Genomic DNA, 12,181 nt, shown 5'->3' with positions numbered 1-12,181 from the left:
TTATGGGTTATGGTTGATTCCCTGTATAGGGCCTAGTTTTACAGAATGTTTCATTCCTTTCCAGAGATATTCTTTGGCCGATAGAACAGAATCTTCCAAATTTTTCCCAAGTGCTAACTCAGATGCGATTGCTGAAGAATAAGTGCATCCGCTTCCATGCGTATTTACATTTTCGATGTATGGGTTTGAAAAAACGCGGGTATTAAAAGCGTCTTTCAGAATATCTTTCACCACCTTACCATCATGCAAATGCCCGCCCTTTAATAGAACCGGAACTCCGAATCTATCATATAATTTTTTAGCAGTATCTTCCAGTTGGTTTACAGAAGTGATTTTTTCATCGATTAGTATTTCTGCTTCATCTATATTAGGTGTGATTACGGAAGCAAGAGGAATTAATTCCTTCACGAGGGCCTCGATAGCATCTTCCTGTAATAAGCGGGTCTTACTGGCAGAAACCATAACCGGGTCAACGACCAGTTTACAAAGTTTCTTTTTTAAAACATCCGCAATCGTATGAATAATTTGTTTGGAAAATAACATACCGGTTTTTATAGAATCTACATGGTAATAACCTAATATAGAAATTAGCTGTTTTCGAACTAAATCCGGATGAACATCCAGAATACCGCTAATCTTTTCCGGATTTTGTGCGGTAATACAGGTAACAACTGTTGTTCCAAAAACCCCAAAATGTGAAAATGTCTTTAAATCAGCCTGTATTCCGGCCCCACCTCCGGAATCAGAACCTGCAATACTGAGAACTATAGCCTTCCTATCTGTATTCATTTTATGGCCATCCTTGTTTTTTTAAATCAACACGACTCTTTTCATCAAAGAGGATCCCTTCTTTCTCCAAAAGTCTTTTTTGTAAATTGGCACGAAAAGTATCTCCTTTGAAAGAAATTTCTCCTTTTGAGTTAATAACCCTCTGCCAGGGAACTGATTGAAGATCATGTTTTTTTAGGGAATTTAACGCATAACCTACGGCCCTGGCTGCCCGAGGCTGCCCTAAAAGAGCTGCAATCCTTCCATATGAACTTACTCTACCTTTCGGAATTTTTTTTACCAGTTCATAAACCTTTGTATAAAAAGTAATCTCTTCGTTCATATTTTTGAGAAATCGTACTGTTTTACTAAAAATAACTCAAGCTTATTTTATTTCCACTCGGTGAAACTCGTCCAGCTCAACTTTCCATTTGGAAATAATTGAGTTTATGATAATTAGCATTTCGGGAGAAAATTTCTTCTTAGCGGAACCTTTTTCGTAGTCCTCCGGTACTTTTTTTTCTAAAACCGGGTTCAGAATAGTCCTATCCACCGAAATTCTAAAAATTTCAAATTCCTCAATCATTTCTTTATTCAAATCCGGGTAATTGACGTAGTAAGGTTTTACCAGGCTGAGTTGTAAGGAGTTCAACTTATCCAGTGAAAGAAAGGTTTTATACACATAAAAAGCATGAATTTTTTTCATATATTCTGCGTACCTGTCCTGTTCAAAAAAAGTGAGAGCCATACTCCCTCCGTATTCAATACTTAAAGAGAAGCTTCCATCAGCCAATTTCTTGAAGTTATATTTTTTCAAATTACCCGAAAAAACCTCTTCTAATCTTTTTCTTTTTTCTTCCTCCGGACTGAGAGGTTTCGAGGATTTCTCTCCGGTGCAGGTAATCATAAGAAAAATAACGAATAAAAAAAATCCTGATTTCATAATCCCAGTATGCAGTATAATTCCATAAAAGAAACAAAAATACCAATGCAATTAATATGCTAGAGAGTAAAAAAAACTGGAAATAGGCAGTAAAAGAGATTTTCTCGATGGGCTACATAAAAATATCAAAAAATATTTTCATGGTACGATATTTGCTATAAATAATAACGGTATAATCATGAAAAAAACAGGCAAGTATTCGCAGTAAACTATTATTTGGCTTTTTCCTTGTATTGCTGATAATGATAATCCTATCAGTTACCTCCTTTTTTAGTGTTAAAAGGTTAGCACAGGCAAATAAATGGAATTCTCATACCTATGAGGTACTCGGGAAGTTAGATTCTATACTTATTAGCCTTATAAACATGGAAACAGGACAGAGAGGATATGCCATTACAGGAAAAGAAGAATTTTTAGAACCCTTTAAACTGGGAAAAACGAATATAGTGACTCATTTTTCCGATGTAAAAAAACTTACTTCCGATAACCCAAGACAGCAAGAACTATTAACGGACATGAATACTAATATTCTTACCTGGATTTCTATAGCAGAAAAAGCGATTGCGAATAGAAAGGAAGTCAACGAAGGAAAACGAAAGCTCAGTGAAATCATTGAAGCAGAAGAAAAAGCCATCGGGAAAAGCTCTATGGATAATATTCGAAAAATCTTGGATAAGAGCAAAACTATCGAGTATAAGTTACTGAAGATACGGGAAAGAGAATCCGGGCGACTTTTGAGTATAACTATTGGTGTGATTGTTATTGGCTCTTTTATTGCAATTTGTATTTCTATTATTATTTCTCTTTTTCTTTCAAATAAAATTACAAACTCTATTCATCAATTATTAAACCTAATGGAAGTTGCTTCTCAAGGGGATTTTACCGTTAAAGCAGAGATTAAATCAAATGATGAAATTTTAACATTAGGGGATACTTTCAATAGTATGATAAGCGATATGAGTAGCTTAATTGAGGAAGTTGCAAATGCTTCTTCTCAAATATTAATTAGTTCCAAACAGGTATCCGAATCAAGTAATACTCTTGCCCAGGGTTCTTCCGAACAGGCCTCCAGTGTAGATGAAATCACCGCTACTTTAAAACAGATAGAGGAACAGGCAAAGAACAATGCTATAAGCGCAGAATCAGCCAGTAACCAGGCCTCAATCGTAAAAGAACAGGCATTAGCTGGTAATAAAGAAATGGGAGCTCTGATTGTTGCTATGAAGGAAATCAGTGAAACCTCAGAAAATATTGCTAAAATTATTAAAGAAATCGATGCCATTGCCTTTCAAACCAATATACTGGCTTTAAATGCAGCAGTGGAAGCGGCAAGAGCCGGACAACATGGTAAAGGGTTTAACGTGGTAGCGGAAGAGGTACGCAATCTTGCTTCAAGAAGCGCAGTTGCAGCAAAAGAAACTGCCAGACTGATTGAGGGATCTATAAAAAAAGTAAATACAGGAACAGAAATGGCTGATAGAACAGCAGAGGTACTAAACAAGATGACCTCAGGAGTCATTCAGGTTACCGATTTAATCAAGAAGATTGCAGATGCCTCTCTGGAACAATCCAGAAGCGTAGCAGAATCTACATCCGGTGTAAATCAGATTTCTCAGGTTGCAATGAACGCTGCTGCAACTGCTGAGGAAAGTTCGGCTGCCAGTGTCGAATTAGCCAGTCAAGCAGAGTCTTTCCGGAACATGATACAAAGATTCAAGATTAACAAATCGCGCACACATCATAAACGTGGAATTGACCTCGGTTAAGATAAATCGCATTTTCGTGCTCAGGTATCGGATATTAGTATCCCGTGTTTCTCTTTCGGAAAGTAAGGCTTCCAATCCCCCGTACCCCGCGTTGAAACGTGGGGGTTAATAAATTACTTCTTCTAATACTATAATCGTAAGGAAGGGTCGTGACCGCTCCATTTCTGACGACGGGAGCAGAACCTCTAATCCCCAATCCAAAAAGACTTATCTACTACAAAACCAATATCAAACACTGTTTACTGGCAACCAAGCACCTGCACGGGCACAGGGTTCTTTAGAAAGTGGACTTTTTCCCTAAATAAACAAAAAAAACATATCGTTAGGTAGGAATAATCTATTTATTAACTTGCTCTTACCGTTGACAAATATAGCTTTGCGATAGACGAAACTTGTATCACTTTTTTTTGCCTTCTTTGCTATTAGTTTATGGAAGTGATACGAATTTATTTGAAAATTTTTATTATTAAGAAAAGGTAAATTTAAAAAACGAAATTGCTATGAAAGATAATGAGCAAACAACATATTCGGAAATGGAATTTAATGCCATTATGGAAAACTGCAGGGACAATTTTCAACACTCCCTTTGTTTAAAAATCCTTTGTAACTTTGGCCTAACTATCAGTGAAGCTATCAACATAAAGAACAAGGACATTGACCTGGAGAAGAAAGAGATAAAAATTTATCCCTGGAAAAAGTGTTTTCGTTCTCGTGCCCTGCCTATTCCGGAAGACCTACTTCCGTCTATCAGGATTCAGATGGGACAGCGGGATGGCGATGAATACTTTCTGGTTGGCAGGAAAAATTCACAACTTCACCCCAAAACAATTGAGAAAATACTGATAAAAACCCAGAAAAAGCTTGGAATTCGGGTTACTTTAACGAAAATCCGCCAAACCGTTATAAACAATTTAATCGGTTTGGGTTGGGGACTTAAAGCCATTCGTAAATTTTTAGGCCATGCACGAATGAGGACTATAAAAAAAATCATAGAAGAAAAAAATTTGAATCCTCCGAGGTTTTATTAATTTTTTTGCCTTTGAAACAAATTGTTATATATTGAAAATTCTCTTGACTATTCCTGAAAAAACGAAATCATTGTTTCGTATTGTTAGGTATGGAGTTTTAGGTAGCAGTTTCTCAAAGTAGAATCCTAAAATTCCGAAAATAGAATCAGGAGATTTCGATTGGACATAAAGACCCAAAAAATAGGAAAGCATGTCCTGGTAAAGCTAGCCGGGAGATTGGATATCACCCAGTCTGATGAAGTAGAATCGCACCTGGCTAAAGATGTACAGTCAGGTGAAGGTGATATTATCATCAATCTGGAATCAATTTCGTATATTTCATCTTCCGGGATCAGGATATTCGTAGGTATGGTTAGAGAGTTAAACAAGCAGGGTAGAAAACTAAAACTTTGCTCTATTACTCCTCCGGTAAAAAAGGTTTTTGATGTTGTAGAACTTCTTGATCTTTTTGATGTTTATACCACTGAAGATGAAGCCATTGCTTCACTTGGAAAGTAATACTTCTACCTCTTTTTTTTCCTCATAGCAAGCAGAATATGTGAAGGTGTTTTCATCTCGGTTTTTCATATTCTGTTTCTGTCTATGTTTTTTTCTATTCTCAATTTTTCTGGGAGGAAACCTTCCCTTACTCTGGCCTGATGAAGTTCTATTCATCAGTCCTGCCAGAGAGCTTCTACAATCAGGTAAAATGGCAACAAAAGTTCTCGGAGGTCTATTACCCGGAATGGATAACTATACCTTCTGGATGCCTCCTTTATTTTTTTTAATTCAATCGCTTTTTTTTACTATTTTACCCTCAAGCATAGAAATAGCCAGATCAATTAACAGTTTCATAGGCTTACTGGATATTATCCTGGTTATTTCCATCGCTCGCAATTTTGGATTTTCGCTCAAACAATTGCTTCTGAGTACTATCCTTTTATGTACAGATTTTCTCTTCATAAAAGTCACTCATACTCTGCGTATGGAAGGTACCTGTCTCTTTTTTGCCCTTTTATCTATCTACTTTCTTTCCATTGGTTTTTTGGATAGAAAGATTAAAAAACGAGAAGCTTTCCTCGCAGGTCTTTTTCTCTCTCTTTCTTTTTTATCCCATCCTTTTGCAGTAGTATACGGGCTTCCTATTTTATATCTCTATTGGTACAGAAGCTCAAGCTGGAAGCATATCGGTTCCTCTCTTATCGCCGGTGTCTTACCCATTCTTGCCTGGGCTTTTTATATACACCCGGAATGGGAACTCTTCAGACTCCAATTTGGTGCTCAACTCAGCCGTAAAAATACCCTTCTCAGTGAATTTCCAATTTTCACTAAAGTTACGATCATTTTATCAGCTTTCGATTCCCCTAGATGGAAAGCCCTGAGTATACTGGCCTCCCTTCTCTTATTTATTCCTATCAAACGGAAGATCGTTGTATCTTCTCTTTCCAAGTTTTTTCTATTCTGGACTTTATCCGTGCTTATATTTTTATTTTTAAGTAGTGAGTCCTGGTATGTATTTCATATTATAACACCCTTCTCTCTACTCATAGTTTCTTTTAGTGAAATCGGGTATCTTCGTTATCTTCCGAATTTTACGATTATTTTTAATCTCTTTATACTCAGTAAAGTTCTTCTATTTTCTTTTATTTTATATAATACACCTGCTTCTATAGAAGCCTATTTTAAGAAAATTGCAGATTCTATCCGGGGAGCCAAATCGGCTTATATACACACCATACCGGATCCTTACTTCTACCTCGAAAAAAAGTATCCCGACTTAAGGATGCGAGAATTCCTACCGGGACAGTTGCCTGTTATTGATAAAGAAAGTTTTGAAAAGACAATAAAGTCACAGGATGCTTTTATTTTTTATGAGGAAGCACTTGTGAATCCTCTTATCCTTTCTTACTTGCAAAATAATTCTGAGCTATTTCAAAAAAAAGAAATAAAACTTGAAACAAACAAAAAACAGGGTTTAAACTTAAAAGCTATTATATATCTTAAAAAATAAATATAGTAGGTTCTGAAATGCGAATCTTTTTCTTTATTATTTTTATCTTTTTTTCCTGCAAGACAGCAAAAAACGATTTGACTGTGATACACAAACTTGATGGTTCCTGGAAATATAAAACCGGTTTTGAAGCTTCTTATCTGGAAGAAGATCCACTTACCTGGTCGGAGGTAAAACTTCCAACTAACCTCACTAAGACCCTGGGCATCAAGACAGGCTTTATTACCCTAAAAAAAGAAATACCCGAATCCATTCTCCGGTTAATGAAACAGAGAACTCCCGTAGCCCTCAATGCAGGCAGGTTACTCGATGTATCCAAAGCCTATTTTAACCAAATCCTTTTGCGAGAAAGGGGCTCCGTTAAACCCTATAGACCGGGAGCCATGAGGCATATCCTCAAAGATATTCCCATACGGAACTTTAAGGGAAAAAACTACATTACGATTATTTTATATACTGAAGGGGATTTTCCGCTACAGTTCATGGATAGTATCAAAATTGGTCCTTCAGAAGCGATCTATAATGAGCATATGAACAGTGAAATCAGGTCCTTTATTTTTCTTATTATCTACCTGGTTGTGGGTCTATATCACTTGCTTCTTTCTGCAAAAAGACCGAAAGATTTATATAACTTATACTTCGGATTATTTTCGATTAGTATTTCTTTATACTGGTTTGTGGCCAATACCACTACCCAGGATATTCTTTTTGAAAACTCTGTTTTCCTGCACAGGAAAGTCGAACATATTCTTCTATTTTTAGCCAGTCCATTTTTTTCTTTCTTTATCGATAGGTTTTATTTTCATAAAGTTAGCAAGCCCATTAAAGCATTTTTGTTTGTGAATATTCTTCTTTCTCTTTTATCTTTGTTCGGAACTATGGGAGCGATTCGTATTTATCGCTTAATTTATTATATTTCCTTAAGTATGTCTTCTCTTTATATTATTTACGTAACTACCAGGCAGGCTTTACAAAAGAATAAGGATGCGATTTATATATTTCCCGGTTTTCTCCTTATGGCTTTAGGGATATTCGTAGACATAGCTAGTAGTATGAATCTTTTTTATTTTCCAAAAATCGGTCACTATACTTTTTTTATGTTTATCCTATCTATTGCATTTATCCTCGGAAATCGTTTTGCCAGGGTTATGAATAAGGTTGAAGTCCTGAATGAAAACCTCGAAACGAAAGTAAAAAAAAGAACTGAAAAGCTGCAAAAGACCCTCACAGAAGTTCAGACCTTAAAGAACCAACAGGATGGAGATTATTTCTTAACTTCACTTCTCATAAAACCTCTTTCCGGAAACTTTCTTTTTCAACAAACTGAAAGTCCGGTTCAAATAGAATTCATTATGGAACAAAAAAAGAAATTTTTATTTCGAAAGCGAAAACATGAAATCGGAGGAGACATCTGTATTAGTGACAGGATAAATTTGAGAAAGAAAAATTATACGGTCTTCTTAAATGCAGATGCTATGGGAAAATCGATTCAGGGTGCCGGAGGCTCTATTGTTATAGGAACCGTTTTTCGATCCATTTTGGAAAGAACAAAGTCTTCTAGCAATTTTCAAAATATATCACCAGAAATATGGCTAAAAGAAAGTTTTAAAGAGTTACAAAATGTTTTCGTTTCTTTTCAGGGTACTATGTTGATTTCAGCCATATTTGGTTTGGTTGATGAGCAATCGGGAATGTTATATTTTATCAATTCCGAATATCCTTTTTCCTGTTTGTATCGAGATGAAATCGCAACATTTTTTCCTGATGAAAAGGTACTAAAAAAAATTGGAATCGAGTTTTTAGGAGAAGGAGTCTATATAAATATATTCCAACTTCAGGAAAATGACTGCGTTTTCATGGGCTCAGATGGAAAAGATGATCTGGATATTGGTGTAGATCAAGATGGACATCGAATTATTAACGAAGATGAAACACTTTTTTTAAAACTGCTGAATGAATCCAAAGGAAAGTTAAATGAATTAAAAGACTTGATACTGCAAAGAGGACATTTAATCGATGATCTTTCGATTATGAAACTATGTTTTAATAAGACCACACCAACTTCTTATCCGGAGTCTATTATAGAAAAGGAAGAAGAAGCTAAGGAATACGCAAACCAGGGAAGTCGGGATAAGGCCATCGCCCTATATAAGGAAATAATAAAAGACTATCCGGAACACTCCGAAGTTCTTATTTCACTTTTTAAACTATACATTCAAAAAAGAAGCTATTCTTTATCCTTAGAAGTTTTAAATATATATCTTTCCTTAAACGATCTTAACACGAGGGCAATTTTCTGGAGTTCTTATCTAAATAAAAGACTCAAAAAATATGAGAAAGCAGCAGAGGAAGGAGAGAGAGTGAGACTCAGAGAACCGGAAAATATTAGAAACCTTTTGAATCTTATAGACATTTATCAACGTCTGGGCAATATGGAGAAAAGCAAGAAATTACTAATAAAACTTTCAAATTATACAATCAAAGAAAAAAATCTTTTAGATCTAAAAAAGAAACTGGAACTTACAAAATGAGATATAAAGAAATAAAAGTAAACCTTCCCAAGGATAATTCAGAAAGCTTCTTAGAATTTGTTGAAAGCATGGGAATATCCGATTATTATGAAATACTATTAGATTTAAGTCAAGAAAAAACGGGAGAAAAAATCCTTAGAGATGATACAAATATTCACGTTTATCTTCCCGAAACCGATCTGGAATCCGAACTAAAGTTTCATATATTTTTAAAAGCAACAGTACAGACCGAATACTTTTTGGAGTCAAGGTTAATCGAATCCAAAGAATACGAAGAAGCTTATAAAGAATTTTATAAACCGTTTGATGTAGGAAAAACACTTAGAATTATTCCTACCTGGGAAAAAAAATCTGAAGAGATCATTACTCAGTTAAAAAAAGACAATCGTATTCCTCTTTTTTTAAATCCGGGTCTTGCCTTCGGAACCGGGCATCATGAAACCACAAAGCTTATGATTGAGCGTATGGAAACGGCCATGAAGGGAGTAAAGTCTGTTTTGGACATGGGAACGGGTTCCGGAGTTTTAGGAATTGCTGCCGCAATCTTGGGAGCCAAAAAGATCTGCGCGATAGACATAGATTCCAATGCCGTAGAGGCCTGTAAATTTAACCGGAATGAAAATTCCCTGGATACTTCAATAGATTTTTCGGTCTATGAGGGTGGTTTTGATCATGAGAAGGTTCCGCTGGAATATGATCTGACTCTAATCAATATTACTTTTGCGGTTATCTCAAAAAATATTGAAAATATTAAAAATATCCAGACCGAACGAATCCTTTTCAGTGGCTTAATTACAGAAAAACGGGAGGCAGCTATGGAGCTTTTTACTCAAAAATTGGGTGGAAACCTTTTGTATGAAGCTTCTCTCAATGATTGGATTCTTTTGGATTGGAAAAGATAAGTCTGATAAAAAAAAATTGAAAATGAAATAAAACTTTTCAATTTCCGTGCAAAATAAGATGGTATCCAGTAATTTTAATTTAAATGGTATTTAGATATACCGCTTTAGGAGTAGACTATGAACTATAAAACAAGTATTCTTCTGGTTCTGGCCCTGGTTCTGGGTTTTGCGAACTGTGGTGGAGGCAATAAAGTTTATGAACTGGATAAAGGTCGTATGTTTGAAGGCTGGGCCGGCCCTCCGGAAGATCCAACCGGTGGTCCGAAAGAATTTTTCTACATGAAATATACCGGTCGTGCAAGCGAAAAAGCTCTGAGTAAGAAAAGTGGTGCCATGATGGAAACTACCTGCCGTGATGCTGCCGAGCTAAACGCAAAAGGTGACATTATCCAAAAACTGGCTCATGAAACAGTAACCGGAGCTTCCGGTGTTTCTGATGGTGAGTCTACAGGTAAGGTAGTAGTTCGCGAATTTGCCGCTCAAACTTCCGGAATGAACACTATGCAATGTGAACCTCTCTCCAAGCCGGATCCAAACATTGCAAACAGCGAATGGAAAGAATGTCGCTGTGTAATGTATGTTCGTATCGAGGGCGGACGGGATGCGGTTTTAGCTAAAGCAAAAGCTAAAATGGCTGAATAATCATTATACTGGTGAATTTCTCAGGGCAGTAAGCAACTGCCCTGTATGTATATTCTCTCTTCTAAAACACTCGTTCCCGGGCATCCCTGCAAACTCTAATTAAGCAGCTCTAAATATAGGACCGGATTTTTCATCTATATGGCTGAACTGGACCTTTCTTCCTATCTCGATATGTTTTAGATCTAATCCTTCTACTATAGTTAAAACTTTTAGGCCTTCCTTAAGCTCCACAACAGCCAGAACATAAGGAGTTTTATCTACAAGATGACCGGCAGCAACGTGGACAACCGTATATGTATAAATACTGGCTTCACCGGAATACTCAATATCGGATAGAGTTTCTTTTCCGCAGTTCATGCAGCAAAACGATGGGTTTGACATAAGAAACCCGCAGGAATCACATTTTTTTCCTTTGAATACTTCAGACATATTAATCCTCCCTCTGTAAAATATGAACCGCACATACAGCACCCGGTCCACCCAAAACGTGGGTAAGAGCTGTTCTGGCATTTTTCACCTGTCTATCAAGAGCCTGATCCCTGAGTTGGAATGTCATTTCTACAACCTGACCCACGCCGGTTGCACCTATGGGATGTCCCTTGGCTTTCAGTCCACCGGAAGTGTTAACAGGAAGTTTTCCACCCAATCTTGTGTGACCTTCCAGGGTGTAAGGACCACCTTTTCCTTTTTCTACAAATCCCAGATCTTCTATATTAATAATTTCTGTTATTGTAAAACAATCATGACATTCTAGAACATCGATTTCCTCACGCTTGATTCCGGCCATTTCAAAAGCCTTATGAGCTGCTCTCTCGGTAGCAGGAAAGCTCACCGAATCTCTTTTCATAGCCAGAGTAAAGTGATCTCCTCCGACAGCCGAGCCTTTGATTAAAATTGGTTTTTTCGATAAGACCCTTGCTTTATCTTTTGTACTAAGCACTACACAGGTAGCTGCATCCGTAACAAGAGAAACGTCATGAAAACCAAATGGGGTAGTTACCATACGAGCATTCATAATATTTTTAAAAGGAATGGGCTTTCGTTTGTGTGCATAAGGATTTAAACTTCCATGATAATAATTCTTCTCCGCTACTGTTGCCAGCATTTCTTTTGTAGTTCCAAATTCGTGCATATGTCGCATTGCATTGAGTGCAAAACCGGAAGGCCCGGTTACACAAAAACCACCTTCAAAATCATAATCCTGTCCTTTTCCTACAATTTCCATGGTTGTGGTAGGGTCTTTGGTATTCATTTTTTCAACTCCCATAACCAGAACCGTATCGTACTGTCCGGAAGTAATGGATTGAAAGGCCTGAGCCATAGCCAGTCCACCGGATGCACAGGCTCCTTCCAATCTCATAGAAGGCAGATGACCCAGTCCTATAATGGTAGATACATAAGAACCCATAGTATTCTGGTGATTGAATTCATTCCCGGCATAATTTCCAACAAAAACCGCTTGAATTTCTTTTCGGTCAATCCCTGCATCTAAAATAGCTCCATTCCCCGCTTCGGTAATGAGTTCTCTCAGATGCCTTTTGCTATGATTACCGTGCTCGGTTTCGTAGGCACCGATAATTGCAACTTCTCTCATCTTAAATCCTTATAAAG

The 12,181-nt window shown here is 36.8% G+C and carries 12 protein-coding genes; 7 read left to right on the top strand and 5 right to left on the bottom strand.

The window, feature by feature from the left end; translation table 11 throughout:
- Genes thiD through H7A25_03890 form a run of 3 tightly spaced genes read right to left on the bottom strand, consistent with a single transcriptional unit; the run spans position 1 to position 1,711 of the window.
- A complete protein-coding gene (gene thiD, locus H7A25_03900; protein MCP5499019.1) occupies positions 1–789 on the bottom strand; it encodes a bifunctional hydroxymethylpyrimidine kinase/phosphomethylpyrimidine kinase in 789 nt (262 codons plus the stop codon).
- Position 790: 1 nt separating this feature from the next.
- On the bottom strand, positions 791–1,111 hold the full coding sequence (locus H7A25_03895) for a methylated-DNA--[protein]-cysteine S-methyltransferase (GenBank protein MCP5499018.1): 321 nt from the start codon (positions 1,109–1,111) through the stop codon (positions 791–793).
- A gap of 42 nt (positions 1,112–1,153) precedes the next feature.
- A complete protein-coding gene (locus tag H7A25_03890) occupies positions 1,154–1,711 on the bottom strand; it encodes a hypothetical protein (GenBank protein ID MCP5499017.1) in 558 nt (185 codons plus the stop codon).
- Between the two features lie 242 nt (positions 1,712–1,953).
- On the opposite strand from H7A25_03890, the gene H7A25_03885 reads away from it, so the two are divergent.
- The 7 genes from H7A25_03885 (at position 1,954) to H7A25_03855 (ending at position 10,570) form a co-directional block, all read left to right on the top strand.
- On the top strand, positions 1,954–3,477 hold the full coding sequence (locus H7A25_03885; protein MCP5499016.1) for a CHASE3 domain-containing protein: 1,524 nt from the start codon (positions 1,954–1,956) through the stop codon (positions 3,475–3,477).
- A gap of 500 nt (positions 3,478–3,977) precedes the next feature.
- On the top strand, positions 3,978–4,505 hold the full coding sequence (locus tag H7A25_03880; protein ID MCP5499015.1) for a tyrosine-type recombinase/integrase: 528 nt from the start codon (positions 3,978–3,980) through the stop codon (positions 4,503–4,505).
- Between the two features lie 159 nt (positions 4,506–4,664).
- Positions 4,665–5,003 (top strand): STAS domain-containing protein, encoded by a 339-nt coding sequence (locus H7A25_03875; protein MCP5499014.1) that lies wholly within the window; start codon positions 4,665–4,667, stop codon positions 5,001–5,003.
- A 190-nt stretch (positions 5,004–5,193) separates the two neighbouring features.
- On the top strand, positions 5,194–6,495 hold the full coding sequence (locus tag H7A25_03870) for a glycosyltransferase family 39 protein (protein MCP5499013.1): 1,302 nt from the start codon (positions 5,194–5,196) through the stop codon (positions 6,493–6,495).
- 83 nt (positions 6,496–6,578) lie between these two features.
- A complete protein-coding gene (locus H7A25_03865; GenBank protein MCP5499012.1) occupies positions 6,579–9,026 on the top strand; it encodes a SpoIIE family protein phosphatase in 2,448 nt (815 codons plus the stop codon).
- Positions 9,023–9,928, top strand: coding sequence for a 50S ribosomal protein L11 methyltransferase (locus H7A25_03860; GenBank protein ID MCP5499011.1), 906 nt, complete (start codon positions 9,023–9,025; stop codon positions 9,926–9,928). Before H7A25_03865 ends, H7A25_03860 begins: the two co-directional genes overlap by 4 nt.
- Before the next feature lie 117 nt (positions 9,929–10,045).
- Positions 10,046–10,570, top strand: a complete 525-nt coding sequence (locus tag H7A25_03855; protein MCP5499010.1) for a lipoprotein LipL21 — start codon at positions 10,046–10,048, stop codon at positions 10,568–10,570.
- Positions 10,571–10,669: 99 nt separating this feature from the next.
- Here the strand turns inward: H7A25_03855 and H7A25_03850 are convergent, their stop codons facing one another.
- On the bottom strand, positions 10,670–10,999 hold the full coding sequence (locus H7A25_03850; protein ID MCP5499009.1) for an OB-fold domain-containing protein: 330 nt from the start codon (positions 10,997–10,999) through the stop codon (positions 10,670–10,672).
- Between the two features lies 1 nt (position 11,000).
- Positions 11,001–12,164 carry a thiolase domain-containing protein gene (locus H7A25_03845; protein ID MCP5499008.1) on the bottom strand — a complete coding sequence of 388 codons (1,164 nt, stop codon included), beginning with the start codon at positions 12,162–12,164 and terminating at the stop codon, positions 11,001–11,003.
- Positions 12,165–12,181 lie beyond the last annotated feature (17 nt).

It is taken from the genome of Leptospiraceae bacterium (assembly GCA_024233835.1).
Classification (GTDB): Bacteria; Spirochaetota; Leptospiria; order Leptospirales; family Leptospiraceae; genus JACKPC01.
This window is presented reverse-complemented; position numbering and strand designations above follow the sequence as displayed.

What these genes read in the sequence shown, in the direction of transcription:
- H7A25_03855 (MCP5499010.1), top strand. Translation starts at nt 10,046, where the DNA reads ATGAACTATAAAACAAGTATTCTTCTGGTTCTGGCCCTGGTTCTGGGT.
- H7A25_03885 (MCP5499016.1), top strand. Translation starts at nt 1,954, where the DNA reads ATGATAATCCTATCAGTTACCTCCTTTTTTAGTGTTAAAAGGTTAGCA.
- H7A25_03880 (MCP5499015.1), top strand. Translation starts at nt 3,978, where the DNA reads ATGAAAGATAATGAGCAAACAACATATTCGGAAATGGAATTTAATGCC.
- thiD (MCP5499019.1), bottom strand. Translation starts at nt 789, where the DNA reads ATGAATACAGATAGGAAGGCTATAGTTCTCAGTATTGCAGGTTCTGAT.
- H7A25_03870 (MCP5499013.1), top strand. Translation starts at nt 5,194, where the DNA reads ATGGCAACAAAAGTTCTCGGAGGTCTATTACCCGGAATGGATAACTAT.
- H7A25_03895 (MCP5499018.1), bottom strand. Translation starts at nt 1,111, where the DNA reads ATGAACGAAGAGATTACTTTTTATACAAAGGTTTATGAACTGGTAAAA.
- H7A25_03850 (MCP5499009.1), bottom strand. Translation starts at nt 10,999, where the DNA reads ATGTCTGAAGTATTCAAAGGAAAAAAATGTGATTCCTGCGGGTTTCTT.
- H7A25_03860 (MCP5499011.1), top strand. Translation starts at nt 9,023, where the DNA reads ATGAGATATAAAGAAATAAAAGTAAACCTTCCCAAGGATAATTCAGAA.
- H7A25_03890 (MCP5499017.1), bottom strand. Translation starts at nt 1,711, where the DNA reads ATGAAATCAGGATTTTTTTTATTCGTTATTTTTCTTATGATTACCTGC.
- H7A25_03845 (MCP5499008.1), bottom strand. Translation starts at nt 12,164, where the DNA reads ATGAGAGAAGTTGCAATTATCGGTGCCTACGAAACCGAGCACGGTAAT.